Source organism: Nostoc sp. MS1 (assembly GCF_019976755.1).
GTDB lineage: Bacteria > Cyanobacteriota > Cyanobacteriia > Cyanobacteriales > Nostocaceae > Trichormus.
Genome location: NZ_AP023441.1, coordinates 2,273,744 through 2,298,350, shown reverse-complemented (window position 1 = coordinate 2,298,350; position 24,607 = coordinate 2,273,744). Strand labels below are relative to the sequence as shown.

General features: G+C 42.7%; 18 protein-coding genes. 8 read left to right on the top strand and 10 right to left on the bottom strand.

Going from position 1 to position 24,607, the window contains the following annotated elements:
- Window positions 1-131 precede the first annotated feature (131 nt).
- From NSMS1_RS10005 to NSMS1_RS09995, 3 genes are all read right to left on the bottom strand, one after another.
- Window positions 132-986, bottom strand: a complete 855-nt coding sequence (locus NSMS1_RS10005; RefSeq protein ID WP_224092865.1) for a mechanosensitive ion channel family protein — start codon at window positions 984-986, stop codon at window positions 132-134.
- Between the two features lie 168 nt (window positions 987-1,154).
- Window positions 1,155-2,645 carry a M16 family metallopeptidase gene (locus NSMS1_RS10000; protein WP_224092864.1) on the bottom strand — a complete coding sequence of 497 codons (1,491 nt, stop codon included), beginning with the start codon at window positions 2,643-2,645 and terminating at the stop codon, window positions 1,155-1,157.
- A 37-nt stretch (window positions 2,646-2,682) separates the two neighbouring features.
- Window positions 2,683-4,269: a M16 family metallopeptidase gene (locus NSMS1_RS09995; protein WP_224092863.1), complete on the bottom strand. Its 1,587-nt coding sequence runs from the start codon at window positions 4,267-4,269 to the stop codon at window positions 2,683-2,685.
- A 151-nt stretch (window positions 4,270-4,420) separates the two neighbouring features.
- On the opposite strand from NSMS1_RS09995, the gene NSMS1_RS09990 reads away from it, so the two are divergent.
- The gene (locus NSMS1_RS09990; RefSeq protein WP_224092862.1) at window positions 4,421-5,035 is read left to right on the top strand and encodes a TetR/AcrR family transcriptional regulator; all 615 of its coding nucleotides are present in this window, start codon (window positions 4,421-4,423) and stop codon (window positions 5,033-5,035) included.
- A 32-nt stretch (window positions 5,036-5,067) separates the two neighbouring features.
- On the opposite strand, the gene NSMS1_RS09985 is transcribed toward NSMS1_RS09990, so the two are convergent.
- The 7 genes from NSMS1_RS09985 to NSMS1_RS09955 all read right to left on the bottom strand — a co-directional run bounded on the left by NSMS1_RS09985 (window position 5,068) and on the right by NSMS1_RS09955 (window position 13,146).
- The gene (locus tag NSMS1_RS09985; protein ID WP_224092861.1) at window positions 5,068-5,499 is read right to left on the bottom strand and encodes a DUF4332 domain-containing protein; all 432 of its coding nucleotides are present in this window, start codon (window positions 5,497-5,499) and stop codon (window positions 5,068-5,070) included.
- Between the two features lie 198 nt (window positions 5,500-5,697).
- A complete protein-coding gene (locus NSMS1_RS09980; protein ID WP_224092860.1) occupies window positions 5,698-6,381 on the bottom strand; it encodes a uracil-DNA glycosylase family protein in 684 nt (227 codons plus the stop codon).
- Between the two features lie 306 nt (window positions 6,382-6,687).
- Window positions 6,688-7,794: an anthranilate phosphoribosyltransferase family protein gene (locus tag NSMS1_RS09975; RefSeq protein ID WP_224092859.1), complete on the bottom strand. Its 1,107-nt coding sequence runs from the start codon at window positions 7,792-7,794 to the stop codon at window positions 6,688-6,690.
- A 175-nt stretch (window positions 7,795-7,969) separates the two neighbouring features.
- The gene (locus tag NSMS1_RS09970; RefSeq protein WP_224092858.1) at window positions 7,970-8,908 is read right to left on the bottom strand and encodes a LysR family transcriptional regulator; all 939 of its coding nucleotides are present in this window, start codon (window positions 8,906-8,908) and stop codon (window positions 7,970-7,972) included.
- Window positions 8,909-9,113: 205 nt separating this feature from the next.
- Window positions 9,114-10,979, bottom strand: coding sequence for an iron uptake porin (locus tag NSMS1_RS09965; protein WP_224092857.1), 1,866 nt, complete (start codon window positions 10,977-10,979; stop codon window positions 9,114-9,116).
- Between the two features lie 417 nt (window positions 10,980-11,396).
- Window positions 11,397-12,593 carry a HEAT repeat domain-containing protein gene (locus NSMS1_RS09960; protein WP_224092856.1) on the bottom strand — a complete coding sequence of 399 codons (1,197 nt, stop codon included), beginning with the start codon at window positions 12,591-12,593 and terminating at the stop codon, window positions 11,397-11,399.
- Between the two features lie 133 nt (window positions 12,594-12,726).
- Window positions 12,727-13,146, bottom strand: a complete 420-nt coding sequence (locus tag NSMS1_RS09955) for a ubiquinol-cytochrome c reductase iron-sulfur subunit (protein ID WP_224092854.1) — start codon at window positions 13,144-13,146, stop codon at window positions 12,727-12,729.
- 590 nt (window positions 13,147-13,736) lie between these two features.
- On the opposite strand from NSMS1_RS09955, the gene NSMS1_RS09950 reads away from it, so the two are divergent.
- The 7 genes from NSMS1_RS09950 (at window position 13,737) to NSMS1_RS09920 (ending at window position 24,507) form a co-directional block, all read left to right on the top strand.
- A complete protein-coding gene (locus tag NSMS1_RS09950) occupies window positions 13,737-15,323 on the top strand; it encodes a ferredoxin--nitrite reductase (RefSeq protein WP_224092853.1) in 1,587 nt (528 codons plus the stop codon).
- A gap of 76 nt (window positions 15,324-15,399) precedes the next feature.
- Entirely contained in the window at window positions 15,400-16,722 is a 1,323-nt protein-coding gene (locus NSMS1_RS09945) for a CmpA/NrtA family ABC transporter substrate-binding protein (RefSeq protein ID WP_224092852.1), read from the top strand.
- Between the two features lie 96 nt (window positions 16,723-16,818).
- Entirely contained in the window at window positions 16,819-17,658 is an 840-nt protein-coding gene (gene ntrB, locus NSMS1_RS09940) for a nitrate ABC transporter permease (protein WP_224092851.1), read from the top strand.
- Between the two features lie 98 nt (window positions 17,659-17,756).
- Window positions 17,757-19,730: a nitrate ABC transporter ATP-binding protein gene (locus NSMS1_RS09935; protein WP_224092850.1), complete on the top strand. Its 1,974-nt coding sequence runs from the start codon at window positions 17,757-17,759 to the stop codon at window positions 19,728-19,730.
- Between the two features lie 118 nt (window positions 19,731-19,848).
- A complete protein-coding gene (locus NSMS1_RS09930; protein ID WP_224092849.1) occupies window positions 19,849-20,679 on the top strand; it encodes a nitrate ABC transporter ATP-binding protein in 831 nt (276 codons plus the stop codon).
- 56 nt (window positions 20,680-20,735) lie between these two features.
- Window positions 20,736-22,235 (top strand): NarK family nitrate/nitrite MFS transporter, encoded by a 1,500-nt coding sequence (locus NSMS1_RS09925; RefSeq protein ID WP_224092848.1) that lies wholly within the window; start codon window positions 20,736-20,738, stop codon window positions 22,233-22,235.
- Between the two features lie 88 nt (window positions 22,236-22,323).
- On the top strand, window positions 22,324-24,507 hold the full coding sequence (locus NSMS1_RS09920; RefSeq protein ID WP_224092846.1) for a molybdopterin oxidoreductase family protein: 2,184 nt from the start codon (window positions 22,324-22,326) through the stop codon (window positions 24,505-24,507).
- Window positions 24,508-24,607: the final 100 nt, after the last annotated feature.

The following is a 24,607-nucleotide window of genomic DNA, read 5'->3' as shown; positions in this document are numbered from 1 at the left end:
TCTCTTCCTTTGAAATGACTTTTTCAGCAAGCCCTAAATAGTAAAAAGGTAAGTCATGGAATGACTTACCTTTTTGTAAATTATTAGTTGATTTTTGAGAAAAATACGACAATTAAAAAGTAATTGCCTGATTATGAATTGATTACAGATGGAGGAATAACGGAACTTGTGCCATTTTCTGATGGAAAATTAAAGGCGTAACGTTGTTCAGGAATTGGATATCCAGCTTCACCAAAAGTTTCGCGGATGGCTTTATTTGTGTCGAAATACACTTGCCAATAATGTTCATTATTACAATACGGACGCACAGCTAATACTGGCCCTGCCAAAGTAAAAGTAAGAATTTCTACATCTGGTGCTGGGTTAGTAACTACATTGGGAATTTGACTAATTCTGGCTTTTAAAAGTGAGATCGCCTGATTATGATCAACATCATGATGTAGTTGTGCCAGCAAATCAACGCGCCGGAAAGGATTAGCCGAGAAATTCTGGATATTATCAGCAAATATTTTGTTATTCGCCACAATTGTTAACACATTATCAGGCGTAGTAATATCCGTGGTAAACAATCCTATTTCTGTAACTGTTCCTGTCACTCCGGCGGCGGTAATAAAATCACCGACTTTGAAAGGACGGAAAATAATTAAAAACGCGCCAGCCGCAAAGTTAGCCAGAAGTCCGCCCCATGCTGCACCAATAGCTACACCGGCTGCTGCTAATAATGCTGCAAAAGAAGTTGTTTCTACACCAAAAAAGCCGAGAATGGCTACAATTAGCACAATTCTCAAGGTGACAGAAATAATATTTAATACATAATTAATCAGCGTTGGCTCAATATTCTGGCTGCGAAAACTACGGCGTATTAACTTGATGGCAAAATCAATTAACTTTTGTGCAATAATCCACAGAGCTATCGCACCTATTACTTTTAGCCCAAACTGGGTTAAAAGTGCCAAGGCAACTTGACCGATTTCTTGAAATTTCATAACTTTATCTTATTTCGGTGTTTATCAAACAAGATAATAGAAATTTCCTCAAAATCTCGTATAAATATTTTTTTTTAATCTTTAGTATTACTGAAGGGAGTAGGGAGTGGACAGTGGAAGTAACCTCTCAACTGTCAACTTTCAACTGTCCACTGTCAACTTTCTCCTTCAATTCCGCGCTTGTGGGCTAGGAATAGTCACATCAATTGGTGTTACCTGGGCGGCTAACTGAGTTAACGGTGGCTGAATAGCAGTTTGATTTCCTACTACCAAAGTTACGAAATTATCTGGTTTGAGGTATTGCTTGGCTACTCTCTGCACATCGGCGGCTGTGGTTGCGGCTACAGCTTTTTGATAGCGAAAGAGAAAATCTGCGGGATAACCATAATACTCATAGCGCATTAACCGCGATAAAGTTTGGGCGGGGTCTTGAAAGTTGAATACAAAAGAATTAAGTGTAGACTCTCTAGCACGGGCTAATTCTTCTGCTGTTACTGGTTGGGACTGGATACGCTTAATCTCGGCTTGTAAGGCTTTGACAAACTGCACGGTAGCATCAGAACGGGTTTGTCCACCAGCAATAAACATTCCCGGATAGTCAAAGCGTGGACTCCATGAACCATATACAGAGTAGGCTAAACCTTGACGCGATCGCACTTCATTAAATAAGCGTCCACCAAAGCCATTTAACACGCCGTTCAATACATCTAAGGCTGCATAATCTGGATTATTGAATTGGCCACCCAAATGCCCAATTAATACACTACTTTGGGTAAGTTGGGGTTGGTTGACGAAAAATACTCCGCCTTTATTGACTGAGGATGCCTCTGGTACAGTTGGTTTAGTGAATTTGGGATTACGCACCCAATTACCTAACTTAGCTTGAATAAGCGATCGCATTTTTTGCGGTTCAAAATCCCCCACAATCCCCAAAATCATATTATTGGGGTGGAAATACTTTTGATGGAACTGTACCAAGTCTTCACGGGCGATCGCATCTACTGTGGCATATTCTGTAATCCGTGCATAGGGGCTATCATTGCCATAAATCAACTTACGAAATTCTCTACTTGCTATATCATCGGGGTCATCATTTCGCCGGGCAATCCCCCCCTTAGCTTGAGTTTTCACTAAATCTAGTTTTTCTTGGGCAAATACTGGTTCTCGCAGAACTTCTGCAAACAACCCAAACACTGTTTCGGTATCTTCAGTTAATGAGTCAAAACTAGCACTACCTGAAGCTTCACCAATACTCACTTCTACAGATGCGGCTCGTTGCTCTAATATTTGATTGAGATCATCGCCTGAACGCTGTTTAGTGCCACCAGTCCGCATGACTACGCCTGTTAAAGCAGCCAACCCCACCTTATCTGCTGGTTCCCAGCGACTCCCAGTCCGTACCATTGCTGTACCACCGATTAAAGGTAGTTCATGATCCTCCATCAAATACACAACCAAGCCATTTTGCAGCACAAACCGTTCGTACTTGGGTAACTTAATCTCAGGTAAAGGTGCAAACTGCAACTGGGTGTAGTGTTTGGCTGCTGCTGTCGCCGAGAGGGAAAAGTTAAAAGTGACAGTCAAAAAAGCAAAAACAGCCACTAAGCCATAAATCAATCTCTTACCTTTACCCATTTTGAATTGTTTAAGCCTCTGCATATCTGTTGCTTATCTCCTAATCTCTGCGGTGTATTGTTTATGCTTTCTTAGGCAACAACTTGCCAACTGTTCGATTTTCTGGTGTAAAAGTTGCCTTTGCCACTCGTTGGATATCCGCAGGAGTCACAGCAATAATTTCATCTAATTGCTTAAACAAATTCCGCCAAGAACCAGTTTTTACTTCAAATTCTAAAAGTTGTTGTGCCATGCCCATATTAGAATCAAGGCTGCGTACCAATCCTGCCCTAGCTTGTGTTTTTACCCTTTCTAACTCAGTAGCCGAGACTGGTTCCGTTTTCAGCTTGTCAATTTCTTGACCTAAAGCTACCGCTAACTCATCAACTGTATGACCGGGAGATGTGCGAGCATAAAATAGCATCAGGTTGGGATATTTATCACCTGGGAAACCACTAAAACCTTGAGCATTTAAGGCTAAACGCTTTTGCTCAACTAAAGACTTATACAGCCGTGATGTGCGCCCATTACTTAACAAAGCACCAATAATTTCATACGCAGCATTATCAGGATGTGTGATTGCTGGGCGGTGATAACCTTCAAAATACCAAGGTTGAGAAGGTAATTCTACAGTCACTTCTCTGGTTTGAGTCTGCTGTGGTTCGATTTTTATTTTTGACTGTGGTTTAGGTGCGGCTTTATAACGTCCAAAGTAGGTTTGTGCTAGTTTTTTTACCTCAGTTGGGTTGACATCTCCAACAACAGCAATAGTGATATTACTAGGTACGTAGTAAGTCGCAAAAAACTTTTGTACATCCTCTGGCGTGAGGTTACGAATGTCTTGGTCGTAACCAATGACAGGTCGTCTATAAGGATGAACTTTGTAAGCGGTATCGATAAATTTCTCCACCATCAAGCCGACAGGTGAATTTTCCACCCGCATTCGTCGTTCTTCTAAAATTACATCTTTTTCTTTATAAAATTCCCGGCGAATTACAGGGTCAAGAAATCGGTCTGATTCTAGAGACATCCAAAGTTCCAACTTATTGGAGGGAAAGCTGTAAAAGTAACGTGTCGCCTCTGTGGTAGTAGTAGCGTTTAAACCTACACCCCCAGCTTGTTCGACAATTTGTCCTAGTTCATTTTGCTTGACTAATTTAGCTGCTTGTGATTCTACTTCCTTAAAAGTCGCTTGCAACCTAGCAACATCATCTTGCTTACCATTGGCTTTTGCGGCTCTAATTTGTGTGTCTAACTGTTCTAAACGCTCAAGTAAAGGTTTTTCTGCTTGATAGTTAACCGTACCGATGCGTGTAGTGCCTTTGAACGCCAAATGCTCTAGAAAGTGAGCCACACCTGTTTTTCCATCTGGTTCATCCACACCGCCGACATTAGCGTAGGTGAGAAAAGAAACTACAGGTGCTTGATGGCGTTCTAAGACAATAAACTTCATACCATTATCTAATCGGAACTCCGTCAACTCCTTAATTACTCGATCTAAATAAGGTTGAATCGAAGTTTGAACTTTTGAAGTTGGTGTTTTACTGGGTTGGAGAGTAGTTGGCGTTTGTGCTAACGCGATTTTTGGTGTCCACCCCCACCAAAGAACGACCGTTACTAACAAAATTGCCAACAGCCGCCGGGATATTGAACGACTAGATTGATTCATAAGCAACAAATAAAAGAGATTTTCACTACCTTAGCAGCAGGTCAACCAACAATGAGAGCGTTAATCTTGTATTAAGCTTTCTGTGCTTTTTGCCCCTGACAGTAGACAATAATGCTACAAGTAATGTTTCGGAGATTTTACAATAACTAATATGCGAGTTTTTAATTCTTCTCCACCTTCCGAGGCGCAGACACGCTCGCGCATTTTACAAGCCGCGCTGAAGTTATTTGCCGCTCAAGGCTTTGATGGTACTACTACCCGTGATTTAGCACAAGCAGCCGGCGTAGCGGAAGGGACTTTATTTCGTCATTTTCCTAACAAAAAAGCGATTTTGGTAGAAGTCGCAACGGGTGGTTGGATAGATATCCTCACAGATTTGCTCACCGAATTGAGCGAAATGGGCAGTTATAAGGCTGTTGCTCAGGTAATGCGCCGCAGGATGTGGAATTTGCACAAAAATGCCGATCTAATGAAGGTTTGCTTCATGGAAGTGCAATTCCACCCAGACTTGCGCGATCGCATCCAAACAGAAGTTATCGTGAAAATGACCGATGTTGCCGAAGCCTTCTTCCAAACTGCTATGGATAAAGGCATTTATCGCCAAATGGATGCAAATTTAGTCGCTAAAGTTTTCCTGGGAATGTTTGCGATCGCTGGTTTCTCTAACAATACTCTCATGCAGCCAGACGCTTCACCCCAACAAATGCAGCAAATGGCAGAAGGTCTTGCGGATATCTTCCTTAACGGCGTATTGGCGAAAGATTAAGGTGGAATCACCTGTTGACTGTTGACTGTTGACTAACAACCAATGACCATTTTCGCTTGTTGACTCCATTGCTGCACTAACTCAATGGCTGGACACAAATCACGGCGCTGCATAGTTGCCACCTGCAAGCGCAAAATTTGCTTGTGCAATCTATGAGTGGGAATTTCCGCTAACTGCACCACAGAAATAACGCCAGCGTGGAGTAACAGCCCACAATATTGTGTTCCGACACTAGGAATCCTGGCTAAATCTGCTAAGGCTATCCATTTGTTTACATACTGAATATGCACCTGTAATTTATTAGCCAAAGCGAGCCTAGATTCTAAAGTTTTACCTTGTTTGCATAGTCCAGTTGTAGTTTTAATCCCACAATTTTGCAGTTGGGATTGTTCTTCATGGCTTAATCCGGGTAACTGATCAATTGGCCAGTCACAACCAGAAATAGTTGTATTTTTAGTAGGCATCAGGAATAGAGTATAAGTTTATTTATCTATTCTGCCTCTTAATTTTGAAAACGCATGGGTTATACCAATTCAAAAAATCTTTGCAACACATCCATTATCTGTAGAGGCGTACAGATTTGCGCCCCTACAGAAAGTATTTATAGATCAAAATCGAGCTTAGATAAAATCAGGTTTAATCTTGACTTCAACCTATTCTATTCAATTACTTGATTTAATTTCATCGTACTTGGCACGTACTTCTTTTATATCTTGCCACATTAACCATTTGGGACTGCCTTGTTCTTTAGAAGGGTTACGTAATAAGTAAGATGGATGGAAAATCGGCATACATAAACGTCCTTCCCACTCTATCCACTGACCACGAATCTTGGTAATGGCGCGTTTATCACCAGTCAGTCCTTTGACAGATGTTGCACCTGTTAATAAGATAATTTTCGGATCAACAAGGCGTATCTGTTCTAGTAAATATGGTAAACAAGCAGCCATTTCATTAGGAGTAGGAACCCGGTTGTTTGGTGGACGACATTTATTAATATTGGCAATATATACATCTTGTTCCGTGGTCAAGTTGACTGAAGCTAGAATTTTTTCTAGCAACTGACCTGATCTGCCGACAAATGGTAGACCTGTTTCGTCCTCATTTTGACCAGGTGCTTCTCCTACAACCATGATGGGTGCTTTCAGATTACCCCGTCCCACAACAGCATGAGTACGGGTACTGCCCAATTCACAACGCTGGCACTGATTACAGTGTTGGGCTAACTCGGTCAAATTTGTATAGGTTCCGGGGGGAACGGGAATTTTGGCATCTGTGGGAATCAGCTCTTTTTGGTCAGAGTTTGAATCTTCGTTAAAGAGACTGAGTTGAATTTCGCTACTCATGAAAATCTGGATAATTGGCACAGTAGCAGTCAATGTCTGAGGTAATAGGCAGTAGTTTGTGTATGATATTTCTCAGACAAATATTGTTACTGAACACTGATATTGATTAGATTTTTATTGTATCAGTGAATTTGGGGAGTAATACAGCAAGATGAAGTTGATACCGAGTCGCAGCCAAAGATAGTAACTTGGGCTGCGAGTTGGGAGTAGGGAATAGGGAGTAGGAATATTATGCTTGAACGCAACTTAGTATGAGTTATATACTCTAAATGTGTTGGCTTTACCCACTCAACCAACTAATTCTAGCTATGAGGTAACATTAACTTTCTGCTCTGACTCCAGAAACCGATTATCTAAATTTGTTTGTGATATTGAAGTAATTAGCTGAGTTATTTGTTGTAATTTTGCCGCTACTACCCCACTCTTGAGTAATTCCTCCGCCTGAGCAATACCCGATCGCATATCCGCACAAATTCCACAGCGCCACAGGTAAAACCCACCATTCCACAAGGCTGTTTGCTGTAACTCATTAGTATTCCCAGCAAAAACATCTTGTATTTGAGTTAGCAATTCTTCAGTGCTACCCAAAGGTACATTTTTGTTAGTAAAGCCGTAATCATGGGCTAAAAGAAAAACTCTTTCTAGCTCCGGGGATGCTGAAGATAAACTAATGATAGCTGTGCGATCGCGTGGTAAATCACAACTGCCTTCTAATCCCTTCACCAAGGTAAATTTATTTACCCCCCGCAGTTGTAATGCTACCTGGAACATTCCTTCTGTAGGTGGATGAACATATCCAGCAATTACATGAGCATCACCAGCATAAGGACACCAAATCAATTCCATTGTGGCGAATGGTGGACGCTTGCCGAGTTGGTCACGGTATTCCCAGATAGTATTATTTAAAGGAAAGTGTTGTGGTGTATAGACAAAGCCAATTCCAGTTTGTGCAAAGACTGATTGAGCTTGTTCTAATGACAAGGTAGACCAGTTTACTCCTAATCCTTGCCAGATTTCTATTAATGGTAAACCGTATTTGGTTGGTAAGCGATCGCCTCCGTGCATTACCACTGGTTGTCCCACGGCTGACAGTAATAACGCTGTTATCGGGCTGATGGGTGCAGTGCGTGTCCTACCATCATAAGGTATACCAAAAACTATCGGTGGATTTGGGGAGGCGATTGGTTTTAGTTTTGGCCCCAATTGGGCAAATGCGTCCAACATTCCTGCTAATTCTTCCCCAGTAGGACGTTTGATGCGGTGAGCAATTAAAAACGCGCCTATCTGGGCTGGTGTAGCCTCACCTAATAACATCATTTTAGTAGCGCTGAAAGCTTCAGCACGGGTTAAATTTTCTCCCGTGTGGTTACCACTTCCTACTTTTTTCAGCAAATCCCTGAATAAAATACTCATAAGTCACTAGTCATTAGTCAACAGTCAACAGTCAACAGTCAACCCTCCGGGTTCAGCAGTTCGGACTCGACGGGAACCGCCAAGACTCCGACTGCTTCACAGTCAACAGCTAAGAAAAAGGTTTTGAACTATAGACTATGGACTATGGACTATGGACTTTTGACTAATCATAACTTCACGATGCCGATCGCTGCTGCTCCATTAGTGGGGGAATATTTTCCCTAACTAGTTGCCAAAAATGTTTAATGGGGGGAATTTGTAACCGATCTTGAGTTGTCACCATAACTACGCGACGAGTCAAGCCAGAATTGTCTGGTAATGCGTTGTTAGCTAGGGGACGCACTGCTAAGGTGGGGTCAAGGCGTGCTTCTAATAATGCAGAAGTGGGGAGTAAGGCGATTAATTCTCCTTGGCGCACTACTCCCCGAAAAGCATCTAAGGTATTAACTTCTAAAGCTGCTTGTAGTGTGGCTTCTAGTCGCTCAAATTTGTCTTGGACTAGACGCTGCATCCCATAACCATCTTTAAAAACCACTTGAGGATAACGTATCAATTCTGACCAAGGTACACGCTCATATTGAGCTAAAGGATGATTGGCGGCAATTAAAACTTCTATCGCTTCATCATACAAAACTTCAACCACCATTTCCCTTGCAGTGGTAAGAAAGCGATTATTCATGACAATTGCTAAGTCTACTAAACCATCTTTGAGGACTTTCAGAGCGCGATCGCTTCCCAAAGATGTTACCCGCAATTGTACTTCAGGAAAATCACGGCAAAACTTTTGTAATACTGGTGGTAAATAAGAACCACAAAGAGAATGAATCGCAGCGATACACAACTCTGGCTGCTTCCCAGCGATTAAATCTGCTAACTCTTGTGTAGCCGTTTCCCACTCTTGACAAATTTTCCGGGCGCGGGGAAGTAAGCGTTCGCCGCCTAAAGTCAACTTAGCTTGATTCGTTCTGTGAAACAGTTCTACACCTAAATCTGCTTCTAGTGACTGAATTTGCCGACTGATAGTAGATTGGGTGACACCACATTTACCAGCAGCCTTTTGAAAGCTGCCGGTTTCTGCGATCGCCAAAAAAGCTTGCAACTGCTCTAGTCGCATTGGTATGTAGCCTGAATTACATTTATGGCATTGAATTAAAGTACCCGATTTCGTTCCATAATTTAGTAGATTTCGCTACATATTTGGTTATTAGTCATTAGTCATTAGTCATTAGTCCATAGTCAACAGTCTATATTCCGTAGTTATTCCTCCTGGGAGGGGCTAGGGGTGGGTTTCTCCCTTGTCTCCCCCCTCTTTTTACCTTCTAGAAAGTAAACGTAGTCCGCAATACGCCTACAGTTGTGGTGTCGTTTCTGCTGTCACCCTCTGGGTTGAAGAGAACAAATGCGCCTGGGGTGATGCTAATGTTATCGCTGACCTTGAAGCGATAATAGGCTTCCAAATGGTAAGGAGTAGCGCGAGTTTCACCATCTGGAGTCAGTCGAGCATCACCACTTGCATCTGTACGGTAAAGTGGCTGACCAAACAGAAGCCCCGCACTACTACCTGATTGCAATAAATCTCTAAAGTGAAGCCCTACCATCCAACTTGTAAAGGTCGTAGAAGCATTAACCCTGTTAGAAGAATCATCAACAAAGATAGCTGCACCGTAGCCAGACAAAGCAATCTTAGGAGAGAATCGCCAAGTAAGAGTACCACCTACAGAGTTGAGCTTGACTGGTATATCACTCGGCGAGCCAGGTAGAGCTAAAGCATTGATATCACTCCTAATTAGTCCTGTGCCTAAAATATTGATTTCGTGATAGCTGTTGGCATAGTTTAAACCAATATCAATGTCACGGGTGGGTTTAAAGGTTAACTGTGCTGCAATAACGCTACTACCACTGAATAAGCCACCTCCTAAAGGTGTGGTAGATATTCCCGATCCTGCTATTGCCTCATTTGGAGATTTTTGTGGCAAGTTGGCGTTAACGCTACCGTATAAGGCACGAAAATCTAAACTGGGAGAGAAAGTATAAATAAATCCCGCAGCCGATGCTAAACCAGTACCAGAAGTCCCACCAGAAACACGTAAGACAGGATTCAAATTGCCGAAGCGAGAAATTGATTCTTGTCCCTCACCAGAAAAAGGTGTAATTGCTGGAAAAGCATCTGATGTTTCCGCCGCAGTTCCCGCAAATAAGGTTAACTTATCTGCAACAGGGAAAATATACAGTAACTTGTACAGTTGTACACTATTCGCTCCTACTGGAGATAAGTCCTTAACGTTGAGACCTGGAAACTGTGGTTCAAAACTAGTACGAGCGCTACTAGCACTTAAAATAGGTGAAGCTAGTCCTAAACTTTGTTGTAAGCTACCACTACCATCGGCTCCACCTAAAAAGTTGTAGGCTTGCAAGCCTGTGATTAATGTATCTTTACCTGTAAAGCTAGTGGTGAGATTTAACCGCACTCTGTTTACTAGGATGATATTAGAATCATTCCTACCAGGAGCGCCGCCAGTAGCACCAATACCAGCGATAATTGCTTCACCATTGAGTTTTGTCGTAGTCGAAAACTGATTGGCTTCTAATTCTGTTGTCCGGGCTTCTAAAGCATCGACTCGACCCCGCAAAGTGGCTAATTCTGCCGCAAATTGTTCTTGTAGTTTTTGTAAGGTTGCTAAATCTTCTTTTCTGACTAAATCACCCGTTGCAGTAGCGATGAGTTCGTTGATTCTGTCTAGACAAGCATTTAAACCAGCCGCAAACTCATAACGAGTCATCGCTCGATTACCGCGATAGGTACGGTTGGGATAACCAGCGATACAACCATAGCGCTCAACTAAAGATTGTAGTGCTTGGAAAGCCCAATCAGTAGGCTGTACATCTGATAACTGCGATACGGATGTTACTTGTGCAAATTCATCTGATGTTGAATTTTGTGTTTGTGGCTGTTGATTGGTTGTATCAGACTCTTGTTTAACTACATTAGTTACTGGCAATTGTTGCTCATTAGCATCAGCTAAATTGGCTTCAGCAATAGCAGATTTTGGGGCAGTAATACTACTTTTTTCAACAGATTTATCTATTTCTAATAATGAATTAGTAGTGGCTTGTACAGGGAACAAACCATAAAATAACCATAAGAAAGCTGCTCCACCAGCAGAGGCTAGTAGATATTTTGCCATGATGACTCCAGATATATGTAATGTAGAAAAAATTTATGTCGATGTTTAAATATATTTGATAAGTAAATTTAAAGTGTAGTTAGGAAACTAATATTATTCACTTTAAATCTCAGGAATTTAATTCGCCGCATTAACTTATCAATACATAGATATTCATCGAGATATTTATCGCAAGGGTTAAATTCTAGTAAATACTATTTCGGGGGAAAAATCACATTAAAGCTTATTGATAAATCTTATAGCTCTTATATATTAAATAAAGCTATTACTTATGCAAAATTCTAGTGTTTGGTAGAAGACAAACACCACATCAATATGTATCGATTTTTTTGAGCCTTAATTTTGACTATCAGCTACGCTACATGGAACAGGCTCACAATCATTAAAGACTGTTAAGTCTGTTCTCTGTTCCCTACTCTATGCCAAAGAAGGGGTGAGTTTTTTAAGTGCAGCGATCGCATGTAGTCTGACAAACTCATCTGGATCTTCCTGCATCTGGTTTAATAGTTCTGTGGCTTGCGGACAACCCAACTGGCCCAAAGATAGAGCGATCGCACTTTTCACACTGTTAATTTTTGTCGCAGGATGTGGTGCTTGTAACATCTGTAAAATAATTTCTGTGGCTGGTGTTTTTAACTCCGGCTTTTGTACCCGTCCTAAAACAGTAACAATTTCTTGCCAAAGTGTTGCTGAGGTGAGTTGATTTAGTGCTTGTTGTAAATACTCCAGTCCTGTTAGTGACTCTAACCAATTCAAGGCGCGGATGATTTCTAGTTGTAATGTAATTGGTGTATGGGGCGATACCAATACTTGAAATAGGTGTTGGGCAGCATCATCACCCATCCGGGCAAGGGCAACGGCAGCTACACAGCAAACCTCAATATTAAAATCATAAAGATGTGGCTGTATTTTCCTAATCAAATCTAGTTGGGCAGATAATCCCGGACGATAACTTAAACCGATAATTGCAGCGCGTCTTACAGGTGCGGCTAAATCATTCAAAGCATTTAATAATACAGGTGCTACACGTTCATCGTGAAAACTACTGAGGGCTTCTAAAGCGGCGGCGCGGACTGCGGCTTGATGATCTTGCACCACAGTTAATAAAGGGTTGATAGTTTCTGTACGGCGGACGTAAGCCAGCGATCGCACTGCCAAAAGCCTGGTATTTTCATCTTTTAACAATTCGCTAAGTTTGGGAATAGCTACAGTTCCTAATTGTGCCAAAGAAGATGCTGCGATCGCCCTCAATTCCTCATTTTCATTTACCCGCAAAAATTCCACCAAAGGATTTATTACATCTGGATGGGAAAACTCGCCCAAAATTCTGGCAGCAAACCAGCGCAATTCATCCTCTGCTTCGTCATCTTCTAAAAGTTCAATCAAGGGATTGATGGCAATACTTCCCAAACTGATTAACACCTTGGTAATATCCCAGCGTTGTTGAAAATCGCCCATTTCCAACGCAGAAAGTGACAATTCTAAAAGATATTTTGGATCAGCTTCATCCTTCCCGACCAAAATCAGCTGTTGCAGATAGTGAATCAATGATGACCAATCACCTGCATAATAGGCTGCCTGTGCCTGCGCCAAAAGTTGACTGATATTATTCACAGTAATTTCAATTAAAAGGGAATGGGGAGTGGGGAGTAGGGAGTGGGATGGTAATTTCTGCTATTGCTTCCCGGCTGAAAGTGCTACGTAAAAAATACTAGCCTCTAGTCTCTAATCCCTAAACCCTAGTTGCTTAACTTTGTCTAACTACGACTGAACTACCCTCAATCTTGGCGGCGTAAGTTTTGAGTGGTTCTGTAGCTGGTTCTTTTTGAACTTTACCATCAATTCCAAATTCTGAGCCATGACATGGGCAAACAAATTTTTTGGCTTCGGCTTTCCATCCAACTGTGCAGCCTTTGTGGGTGCAGGCGGGGTTAACAGCAACAAGATTTTCTTTTGATGTACCGACTACCAACACCGGGCCAATGGGGGAATTTTCGTTTAGTAGTTGACCGGATTTATCTAAGTCTGTAACAGTACCAACTGTTTCCCAGCCTGTAGATTTTGCGGTGGATGTTGTCTGCCCAGAAGTACAAGCTGCGATCGCTACAGGTAAGCTACTCGCTATCAAACCCAAACCCACCCAATTAATAAAATCTCTACGTTTCATAGTTATTAGTTATTAGTTATTAGTCAATAGTCAAAAAGCAGGAGTTAATAATCATCGTCTCCTTCTGCTCCTCTGCTTCTCTGCTTCCTTGTCTCTCTCATCGCTCATGAAAAGACTAGGGAATTAAACTAGAGTCAGTAAAAATCTGTATGCAAGACGTAGCAATGGTTTGCAAGCATTTTGCACTACTTATTTAGTAAGTGTAATGCAGAAAACGCATATTAACTATTCGATTTAGGGATTATTACTATAATTTTGTAGCTACTTATACTATTTTACATGAAATCCCAACATAACCTTAGAAGTATCGAAATTGTTACATAAACATTCAAATAAACCTCTTGACAAATTGAGCCAATGTAAAAGATTACCTATAACTCCAACTGCATTCAATTAACTATAGGCGGCGTGCCGGTAATTGAAATAGCAAGAAAATTATTCTAAAACGCTCTTGAGTACAAGTAATTAAACCTAAATAAATATTTCATTATTAAACCCTCGTAGATTACCCAACAAACTACGGGCTGATTGATGTTGAGTAAATAGCTTCGCCAGTTTCAGATGATTTAGTAATTTATGAGAACCGGGTTATGACAGACACAGCAACTACCGCCAAAGCCAGTCTGAATAAGTTTGAGAAATTCAAAGCTGAAAAGGACGGACTGGCTATCAAGTTAGAAATAGATAAAATTGCCTCTCTCGGATGGGAAGCAATGGACGAAACAGACCGGGATCATCGCCTGAAGTGGGTGGGTGTATTCTTTCGTCCAGTCACTCCCGGTAAGTTCATGATGCGGATGCGGATGCCTAATGGTATTCTCACTAGCGATCAGATGCGTGTTTTAGCCGAAGTGGTGCAGCGTTACGGAGATGACGGTAACGCTGATATTACAACCAGACAGAATATTCAATTACGTGGGATCAGAATTGAAGATTTACCAGATATCTTCAATAAATTTCACGCCGTGGGTTTAACCAGTGTGCAATCTGGAATGGACAACATCCGCAACATCACAGGTGATCCCGTAGCCGGGTTGGATGCGGATGAGTTGTATGACACCCGCGAATTGGTGCAGCAAATTCAGGATTTACTTACCAATAAAGGAGAAGGTAATCCCGAATTTACTAATTTACCTCGCAAATTTAATATTGCGATCGCTGGTGGACGCGACAATTCAGTCCATGCAGAAATCAACGATTTAGCCTTCGTCCCAGCATTCAAAGAAGTCAATGGAGATTGGATATTAGGGAACCCTGACAAATCGCCAACACCTCAAAAAGTCTTTGGATTTAACGTCCTGGTGGGTGGCTTCTTTTCCGCTAAACGTTGTGAAGCGGCGATCCCCTTGAATGTTTGGGTTACACCAGAAGAAGTTGTAGCTATATGTAAGGCGGTGTTAGAAGTCTATCGGGATAACGGCTCAAGAGCTAATCGTTTGAAGTCTCGTTTGATGTGGTTGATTGATGAGTGGGGTATAGAGAAGTTCCGCTCCGAAGTTGAACAGCGTCTAGGTAAATCCTTACTAAACGCCGCACCCAAAGACGAAATCGATTGGGAAAAGCGCGACCACATCGGAGTTTATAAACAGAAGCAAGAGGGATTGAACTATGTGGGCTTACACATACCTGTAGGTAGGTTGTATGCCGAGGATATGTTTGAACTTGCCAGATTAGCCGATGTTTACGGTAGCGGCGAAATCCGCATGACTGTTGAACAGAACGTGATTATTCCTAACATTCCCGACTCGCGGTTACAAACATTGTTAACAGATCCCTTGCTAGAGAGATTTTCCATCGATCCGGGAATGTTAACGCGATCGCTAGTTTCTTGCACAGGCGCACAGTTTTGCAACTTCGCCCTCATCGAAACCAAAAACCGCGCCTCAGAAATGATCAAAGCCTTGGAAGATGAACTCACATTCACTCGTCCAGTCCGCATCCATTGGACAGGCTGTCCCAACTCTTGCGGACAACCCCAAGTTGCAGACATCGGCCTCATGGGAACCAAAGCCCGTAAAGATGGCAAACCTGTCGAAGGCGTTGACATCTATATGGGTGGCAAAGTCGGCAAAGACGCACATTTAGGTAGCTGCGTTCAAAAAGGCATCCCCTGTGAAGACTTACAGCCAGTTTTACGAGACTTACTCATCCAAAACTTCGGCGCTAAACCCAAATAGCTAGTAGGGATATAGGGGTGTAGAGAAAAACAACTGACGGCTGACAACTGACGAATTAACAACTTACACAAGAAAAATGACACACGTTTCCAGAAGAAAATTTATTTTCACCACAGGCGCGGCGGCTGCGGTTTCTATTTTTGCTCATGCTTGCACTTCCAACAATTCTCAATCAACATCCACAGGAGAACAAGCACCTTCAGCCAACCCAGCCGCCAACGTTACATCTACTAAAGCACCGAAAGTAGAAACTACCAAAGCCAAGTTAGGATTTATTCCTCTAACTGATGCTGCACCCCTAATTATTGCTAAAGAAAAAGGCTTCTTTGCCAAATATGGCATGACTGATATGGAAGTCATCAAGCAGAAATCTTGGCCTGTCACCCGCGATAACTTAAAAATTGGTTCTTCTGGTGATGGTATTGATGGCGCACATATTCTTAGCCCCATGCCATACTTGATGACCATTAACGATAAAGTGCCAATGTATATATTGGCTAGATTAAATACTAACGGTCAAGCTATCTCGGTTGCAGAAAAGTATAAAGACTTGAAAGTCAATTTAGAAAGCAAAGGCTTAAAAGAAACCGCAGCCAAAGCTAAAGCTGATAAGAAAGCTTGGAAAGCTGGTATTACCTTTCCTGGCGGAACACATGATTTATGGATGCGCTATTGGTTAGCGGCTGGCGGTATTAACCCCGACCAAGATGTGGTTTTAGAACCTGTACCACCACCACAAATGGTAGCCAATATGAAAGTTGGTACAGTAGATGCTTTCTGTGTAGGAGAACCTTGGAACGCTCAATTAGTTAGCCAAAAATTAGGTTACTCGGCTTTAGTTACAGGCGAATTATGGAAAGACCACCCAGAAAAAGCCTTTGCGATGCGTCAAGACTGGGTTGATAAAAATCCCAACGCTGCACAAGCAATTTTGATGGCGATTTTAGAAGCACAACAATGGTGTGATAAAGCAGAAAATAAAGAAGAAATGTGTAAAATCATTTCTGACCGGAAATACTTAAATGTTGCCGCCGCAGATATTTTAGAAAGGTCTAAAGGAAATATTGATTATGGTGATGGGCGCACCGAAAAAGAATTTGCTCATCGCATGAAATTCTGGGCAGATAATGCTTCCTATCCTTATAAGAGTCATGATACTTGGTTTTTAACTGAGGAAATTCGCTGGGGTTACTTACCAAAAGATACTAAAGTGCAAGACATTGTTAATCAAGTTAATAAGGAAGACTTGTGGAAGAAAGCAGCAAAAGCAATTAATGTAGCTGATGCAGAAATTCCTTCAAGCACTTCTCGCGGAATTGAAACATTTTTTGATGGCGTTAAATTTGACCCAGAGAAACCAGAAGAATATTTGAATAGTTTGAAGATCAAAAAAGTTTAATTAAAGTTTTTAGTAAGGACTTTAGTCCTTAGAGGAATAAGAAAAGGCTAAAGCTCTTACTACGGACAAAATAATATATACTTTAGGAATAGGAAAATGACAGCTACTTTAGGAAATCGAGTTAAGATAAGAAAGTCTCAAAAAGCTTTTAATAAATTATTTTGGACAAAAATTGTACCACCTCTAGTAGCGTTAGCAATTTTTCTAGTTATTTGGCAATTACTTTGTTTAAACCCTAACTTTAAATTACCAGGGCCGATAGAAACTTTTTCAGAAACCTTTGACCCTTTTATTATTCATCCATTCTTCGATAATGGTGAAAGTGATAAAGGTTTGGGATGGCAAATCCTCAGTAGTTTGGGTAGGGTAGGTTTAGGTTTTTCCTTAGCTGCGATCGCAGGCATTACACTAGGTATTTTAATCGGTGTTAATCCATTAGTCTACAATGCTGTAGACCCCATTTTCCAAGTATTAAGGACTGTACCGCCTCTAGCTTGGCTACCTATTTCTTTAGCAGCATTTCAACAAGCTAACCCTTCAGCAATTTTCGTAATTTTCATTACTTCAATTTGGCCGATTCTCCTCAACACTACAGTCGGTGTACAACAAATTCCTCAAGACTACATTAATGTAGCCAAAGTTTTACGTCTCAAGGGGCCCAAATACTTCTTTAAAATTGTCTTTCCCGCCACTGTTCCTTATATTTTTACAGGCTTACGAATTGGGATTGGTCTGTCTTGGTTGGCAATTGTAGCTGCAGAAATGTTAGTTGGTGGTGTGGGCATTGGTTCGTTTATTTGGGATGCTTACAACACGACGACGGAAACTAATTTGAGTGAGATTATTTTGGCGCTTATTTATGTTGGTTTGGTTGGGTTGTTTCTGGATAGATTAGTTGGGTTTGTTGCTAGTAAGGTTGTTGCGGATCAGAAGTAGTTAAGAGTGGAACGCAGAGGGGCGCGGAGTTTAGCGCGGAGGGGCGCAGAGAGAGAATAATTCTGGACTATTGACTATTGACTAAGGACTAATTACTAATGACTACTTTTGTTGAAGTTGACCACGTTGATCGGATTTTTGAACTGCCTAATGGTGGTAAATATATTGCCCTGAAAAATATTGAATTAAAAATTAAACAAGGCGAGTTTGTTTCTTTAATTGGACACTCTGGTTGTGGTAAGTCTACTTTACTAAATATCATTGCTGGGTTGGATAGGGCGAGTATTGGCGGTGTGACTTTGGAAGGGCGGGAAATTAAAGAACCTAGCCCCGATCGCATGGTGGTTTTTCAAAATTATTCTTTGCTTCCTTGGTTAACTGTACGGGACAATATCGCCTTGGCTGTGGATGAGGTTTATCAAGGTAAATCTAAGGGTGAACGCCGGGGAATTATTGAAGAACATATCGATATGGTGGGACTGCGCCTAGCAGCGAATAAACGTCCTAGTGAGTTATCTGGGGGGATGAAACAACGGGTAGCGATCGCCCGTGCTTTGGCTACTCGTCCCAAGTTGTTGCTGTTAGATGAACCCTTTGGTGCGTTAGATGCTTTGACTAGGGGAAGTTTGCAGGAACAACTGATGAAAATCTGCAATGAACATCGCATTACTTGCGTGATGGTGACGCATGATGTGGATGAAGCATTGTTGTTAAGCGATCGCGTCGTCATGCTAACCAACGGCCCAGAAGCCCACATCGGTCAAATTCTAGAAGTTCCTATCCCCCGTCCCCGTCAGCGTTTAGAAGTTGTTAAACATCCAAGTTACTATAATCTCCGCAATGAAATAATTTATTTCCTCAACCAACAAAAGCAGGCGAAGAAACGCAAGCTTCAGCAAACCTCAACAACACCTGCAACCTCAAAAGCCGTCCTCGAAATTGGCTTTATGCCTCTGACTGATGCAGCACCTCTAATTGTCGCCCAAGAGAAAGGCTTCTTTGCCAAGTATGGCTTAAATCATGTCACCCTCAACCGCGCCAACGACTGGCAAGAAATATCGCAAGGTGTGATTTCTGGCAGATTAGATGCAGCCCAAATGGTGGCGGGAATGCCCTTAGCCCTAACTTTAGGCGCAGGCGATCAAAAACCTATTCCTGTAGTCAACGCCTTAAACATTTCTCGCAACGCTAACGCCATCACTTTTAGTAAAAGACTATATCATCAAGGCGTAAGAACCTTGGCTGACTTAAGAGCCGCAATTAACACTTCCCCTGACCAAATCCTCACATTGGGAGTAGTTCACCCCGCCTCTATGCAGAACTTAATTTTGCGTTACTGGTTAGCGGCTGGTGGCATAGACCCCGATAGAGATGTGAGTTTAACAGTCATTCCTCCAAACCAAATGGTAGCCCAACTCCAAGCCGGAAACATCGATGGTTATTGTGCGGGAGAACCTTGGAACTACCAAGCAGTGCGTCAAGACTTAGGCTTTGTTGCCGCCACCGCTTTAGAAATTTGGTCAGGACAACCGAAACAAGTCTTGGGAGTGCGGGAAGAATGGGCGCAACAGTATCCAGAAACCTACCTAAACCTCGTCAAAGCATTACTAGAAGCGTGTAAATACTGTGACGACATACGCAACCGTGAAGAAATCCTCGAATTACTTTGCCGTCCCGAATATTTAGATACAAATCCCGCCTATATCCGCCCTGGTTTCACCGACCCCTACGATCGCGGAGACGGTACACAACCCCAAGAACTCACAGCCTATAACCAGTTTTACCTCAATCAAACCAACTACCCCAACCGCACCGAAATTTTGTGGATGGTCACACAAATGGCACGCTGGGGTTTAACACCATTCCCCAAAAACTGGGTAGAAGTCATTGAAAGAGTTTGCCGCACAGACATATTCGGCGCAGCCGCCCGTGACCTCGGACTACTCGACATTGGCGAAGACGACCCCATTCACCTATTCGACGGCAAAACCTTCAACCCCTCAGACCCCCTAGAATACCTCAAAGGCTTAGAAATCAAACGCCAAATCCGTATAGAAGAAGTCTTTATTTAGTCAATAGTCAACAGTCCATAGTTTTCTCCTCTCTTCCTCCCTCTCCGCGCCCCTCCGCGCTAACCTCAGCGCCCCTCCGCGTTAAAAATCATAAATCCATATAACAAAGCCAAATAATATGCAAATAATCAACAAAAATAACCAAACCAAACCACAAACCCAAAAAGACAACTTCCTAGTAGTCGAAGGCGTAAGCAAAATCTACCCCACCCCCGAAGGCCCCTACACCGTCCTCGATGGAATAGACCTCAACGTTCGTGAAGGCGAATTTGTTTGCTTAATCGGTCACTCAGGCTGCGGTAAATCAACTCTACTCAACATGATTTCCGGGTTTAATACCCCCAGTGAGGGCGTAGTCCTCCTCCAAGACCAACCCATCACCGAACCAGGCCCAGACCGGATGATGGTATTCCAAAACTACTGCTTACTCCCTTGGCTAACTGTCTTCGAGAACGTTTACCTAGCCGTAGATGCAGTATTCCCCAACAAACCCCAAGCCGAAAAACGCGCCATTGTTAGAGAACATTTAGCAATGGTGGGCTTAACAGAAGCCGCAGACAAAAAACCCAGCCAAATCTCTGGCGGGATGAAACAACGAGTTGCGATCGCCCGTGCTTTATCCATCCGCCCACAAGTCTTAATCCTTGATGAACCCTTCGGCGCATTAGACGCAATTACTAAAGAAGAATTACAAGAAGAACTTCTACAAATCTGGAGTGACCACCAAGTCACCGTATTGATGATTACCCACGACATCGATGAGGCGCTTTTCCTCGCCGACAGAGTTGTGATGATGACCAACGGCCCAGCCGCCCAAATCGGCGAAATCCTCGATATTCCCTTCGCCCGTCCTCGCAACCGCCGCCGCATCATGGAAGACCCCGCATACTACAACCTACGAAACTACGCCTTAGATTTCTTGTATAACCGCTTTGCACATAATGAGTAGTCATTAGTCCATAGTCAACAGTCAACAGTCAGCAGTCAACAATCGGGAAAAATAAAATGCTGAGACAATTATTTTCCATCAGGGATCGCTACCGCATCTTACACCAGACTTGGTTTGCCTTCTTCCTTACCTTTGTCTGTTGGTTTAACTTTGCTCCCTTTGCAACTACTATCGGTAAAGAGTTACATCTATTACCTGAGCAAATTAAAACTTTAGGTATTTGCAACCTCGCACTCACAATTCCGGCGCGGCTGATTATCGGGATGCTACTAGATAAATTCGGCCCGCGCAAAACCTACTCTATCCTACTGATGTTTGCGGCGGTTCCTTGTTTAGCAACAGCCTTCTCCCAAGACTTTAATCAGTTAGTTATCAGTCGCCTGTTGATGGGGATTGTAGGTTCTGGGTTTGTTGTGGGTATCCGCATGGTGGCGGAATGGTTCTCCCCGAAAGAGATGGGAATTGCACAGGGGATTTATGGTGGTTGGGGTAATTTTGGTGCATTTGGTGCAGAATTTGCCCTACCAATGATTGCGGTGGCTACAGGCTTTTTAGCGGGTGGTACTTCTAATTGGCGTTTAGCGATCGCTCTTACTGGTATTATTGCCGCTATCTACGGCGTAATCTATTACAATAGCGTCCAAGATACACCCCCAGGCAAAACTTACAAAAGACCTAAGAAAAATGGTGCGTTGGAAGTCACCAGCATTAAAAGCTTCTGGGCAATGCTGATTTCCAATTTTGGTTTAATCTTTGCTTTGGGTTTATTAGCTTGGCGGTTAGCACAGAAAAATATTCACTTTTTCACAATTAGCCAGATGTATTTGGTCTGGTTTCTATTAGCTGGGTTGTTTGTTTATCAAACATATAAAGCTTATCAAGTCAATAAGGAATTACTTATTGGTAAACGAACTTACCCAGCATCCCAACGCTATCAATTCGGACAAGTTGCGTTGCTTGAGTTGACCTATGTAACTAACTTCGGTAGTGAATTGGCAGTAGTTTCCATGCTACCCGCCTTCTTTGAAAAAACCTTTGCTTTAGAACACGTAGTCGCTGGGATGATTGCGGCTACATATCCGTTTCTTAACTTAGTTTCTCGTCCTAGCGGTGGCTTGATTTCTGATAAATTTGGCTCTCGTAAATGGACGATGACAATCATTAGTGCTGGGATTGGTGTAAGTTATTTAACAGCACATTTTATTAATGGTAACTGGCCGATTCCTTTTGCGATCGCTGTAACTATGTTCGCCGCCTACTTTGCACAAGCTGGCTGTGGTGCAACTTATAGTATCGTTCCTTTAATTAAGAAAGAAGTCACCGGACAAATCGCCGGAAACGTTGGCGCTTACGGTAATTTTGGTGGCGTAGTTTATCTCACTATCTTCAGCCTCACCGATGCACCTACCCTATTCACAACAATGGGTATAGCTGCTTTAATTTGTGCATTTATGTGTGGCTTCTTCCTCAAAGAACCTCAAGGTTCTTTCGCTGGAACTTCCGAAAGTGAATTAGCAAATCCTTCTCAAAATCCTGCATTCTTAGCAGAGGACTAAAGTCCTTACTACGAACTTTTTACTCAATATTCTTTGCGACTTTGCGCCTACTCTTCGAGAACAGCTTTGCTGAATGCGTGAGAAAAACATGAGTGAATTTACCAAAACCCTATGTCCTTATTGTGGTGTCGGCTGTGGATTAGAAGTATCACCACCAGCCCAAGCCAACAAAGCCACTAATCGAGATAGTCAAGGAAATCCGATATGGCGAGTACGTGGCGATAAAGCCCACCCATCTAGTCAGGGTATGGTGTGCGTTAAAGGCGCAACGATCGCTGAATCTTTGGATAAAAATAGATTACATTACCCAATGGTGCGCGAGTCTTTGGATCAGGAGTTCCGCCGTGTCAGTTGGGATGAAGCTTTTGACCTCATCACCAAACGCATTCACACTGTGCGCTTCAACCAAGGGTCAGAAGCTATATGTATGTATGGTTCTGGTCAGTTTCAAACTGAAGATTACTACCTAGCCCAAAAATTAATGAAAGGTTGTTTGGGTAGTAACAACTTCGATGCTAACTCCCGCTTATGTATGTCCAGTGCGGTGTCTGGGTATATCCAAAGTTTTGGTGCTGACGGGCCTCCCTGCTGCTACGAAGACTTGGAGTTAACCGACTGTGCATTTTTAATTGGAACTAACACCGCCGAATGTCACCCCATCGTTTTTAACCGTCTGGAAAAGTATCACCGCAAAAACCGCAAGGTAAAAATGATTGTGGTCGATCCCCGACGCACACCCACCGCCGAAGCCGCCGATTTACATTTAGCAATAAATCCCGGTACAGATATCGACTTGTTAAATGGTATTGCCCATTTATTGATGCGCTGGCAGATGATAGATGTGGGTTTCATCGATGACTGTACCCGTGATTTTTCGGCTTACGCCGAGGTAATTCGCCACTATTCCCCAGAAGTTGTAGCCCGTCAATGTGGTATCAGCATTGAAGATTTGGAAACAGCCGCCCGTTATTGGGGAGAGTCGCAGCGTGTATTATCAATGTGGTCGATGGGTGTGAACCAATCGAGTGAAGGGACAGCTAAGGTAAGAACGATTATCAATCTGCACTTGATGACGGGACAAATCGGTAAACCAGGAGCGGGGCCTTTCTCCCTTACCGGACAACCCAACGCAATGGGAGGGCGGGAAGCTGGCGGTTTAGCCCATTTGTTACCCGGTTATCGGTTGATAAAAAATCCCGAACATCGTGCAGAGATAGAACAATTCTGGGGATTAAAGCCTGGGCAAATTTCGCCTCATCCTGGGTTAACAGCTTGGGATATGATTACAGGTTTGGAAAGTGGTAATGTGGGGGTATTGTGGATTGCAGCTACTAACCCAGCTGTAAGTATGCCAGATTTAGAACGGACGAAAAAAGCATTATTGCGATCGCCTTTCACAATCTACCAAGATGCTTACTATCCCACAGAAACGGCTGCTTATGCTCATGTGCTTCTCCCTGCGGCTCAGTGGGGAGAAAAAACTGGTATCATGACTAACTCAGAACGCCGCGTTACCTTGTGTCAAGCCTTCCGCCAACCACCACGAGAAACTAAACCAGATTGGGAAATTTTTGCGGAAGTTGGACGCAGATTAGGGTTCGCTGACAAGTTTCCTTTTACCAACTCAGCCCAAGTCTACGCCGAGTTTGTCCAACTAACCAAGGGTCGTCCTTGTGATATGTCTGGTATTAGTCACGAACAATTACAGGCGCAAGGCCCCACCCAATGGCCGCATCCAGAAATGGGGAGTAGGGACAACAGCAAAAGACTTTATACTGACTTACGCTTTCACACGCCTGATGGTCGGGCTAGATTTGGGGCGTATTATTCTAAAGGCTTGGCGGAACCACCAGATCCTAATTATCCCTTTGTCTTAACAACTGGACGTTTATACGGACATTGGCATACACAAACGCGCACGGGTCGGATTGAAAAAATTCGCTCGATGCACCCCGAACCATTTATAGAAATTCATCCTCGTGATGCAGCGAAGTTAGCAATTGCTGATCACCAAGTGATAGAAGTGCGATCGCGTCGTGGTAGCGCCAAGTTTCCTGCTAAAGTGACAAAGGCGATCGCACCCGGTACAGTTTTTGTCCCCATGCACTGGGGTACACTTTGGGCAGACAATGCCGAAGCTAACGCCCTCACTCATCCTGAATCTTGCCCTGATTCACTCCAACCAGAGTTAAAAGCCTGTGCAGTCCAACTAATACCAATTTCGGTAGAAATTCCCGCCCAAAATTATCAACTCCAGTCCTCACAATGGTAAGCTGCTAGATATGGGTTTTTAATAGTTTCATCAATAGATATTAATCAATAGTTACGATTATGATTTCTCATAAACTAACTATATTTGTTCTGAGTTTTGG

Bases quoted from the DNA above. Each gene is read 5' to 3' on its own strand.
- NSMS1_RS10005 (WP_224092865.1), bottom strand. From the start codon at position 986: ATGAAATTTCAAGAAATCGGTCAAGTTGCCTTGGCACTTTTAACCCAG.
- NSMS1_RS10000 (WP_224092864.1), bottom strand. From the start codon at position 2,645: ATGCAGAGGCTTAAACAATTCAAAATGGGTAAAGGTAAGAGATTGATT.
- NSMS1_RS09995 (WP_224092863.1), bottom strand. From the start codon at position 4,269: ATGAATCAATCTAGTCGTTCAATATCCCGGCGGCTGTTGGCAATTTTG.
- NSMS1_RS09990 (WP_224092862.1), top strand. From the start codon at position 4,421: ATGCGAGTTTTTAATTCTTCTCCACCTTCCGAGGCGCAGACACGCTCG.
- NSMS1_RS09985 (WP_224092861.1), bottom strand. From the start codon at position 5,499: ATGCCTACTAAAAATACAACTATTTCTGGTTGTGACTGGCCAATTGAT.
- NSMS1_RS09980 (WP_224092860.1), bottom strand. From the start codon at position 6,381: ATGAGTAGCGAAATTCAACTCAGTCTCTTTAACGAAGATTCAAACTCT.
- NSMS1_RS09975 (WP_224092859.1), bottom strand. From the start codon at position 7,794: ATGAGTATTTTATTCAGGGATTTGCTGAAAAAAGTAGGAAGTGGTAAC.
- NSMS1_RS09970 (WP_224092858.1), bottom strand. From the start codon at position 8,908: ATGCGACTAGAGCAGTTGCAAGCTTTTTTGGCGATCGCAGAAACCGGC.
- NSMS1_RS09965 (WP_224092857.1), bottom strand. From the start codon at position 10,979: ATGGCAAAATATCTACTAGCCTCTGCTGGTGGAGCAGCTTTCTTATGG.
- NSMS1_RS09955 (WP_224092854.1), bottom strand. From the start codon at position 13,146: ATGAAACGTAGAGATTTTATTAATTGGGTGGGTTTGGGTTTGATAGCG.
- NSMS1_RS09950 (WP_224092853.1), top strand. From the start codon at position 13,737: ATGACAGACACAGCAACTACCGCCAAAGCCAGTCTGAATAAGTTTGAG.
- NSMS1_RS09945 (WP_224092852.1), top strand. From the start codon at position 15,400: ATGACACACGTTTCCAGAAGAAAATTTATTTTCACCACAGGCGCGGCG.
- ntrB (WP_224092851.1), top strand. From the start codon at position 16,819: ATGACAGCTACTTTAGGAAATCGAGTTAAGATAAGAAAGTCTCAAAAA.
- NSMS1_RS09935 (WP_224092850.1), top strand. From the start codon at position 17,757: ATGACTACTTTTGTTGAAGTTGACCACGTTGATCGGATTTTTGAACTG.
- NSMS1_RS09930 (WP_224092849.1), top strand. From the start codon at position 19,849: ATGCAAATAATCAACAAAAATAACCAAACCAAACCACAAACCCAAAAA.
- NSMS1_RS09925 (WP_224092848.1), top strand. From the start codon at position 20,736: ATGCTGAGACAATTATTTTCCATCAGGGATCGCTACCGCATCTTACAC.
- NSMS1_RS09920 (WP_224092846.1), top strand. From the start codon at position 22,324: ATGAGTGAATTTACCAAAACCCTATGTCCTTATTGTGGTGTCGGCTGT.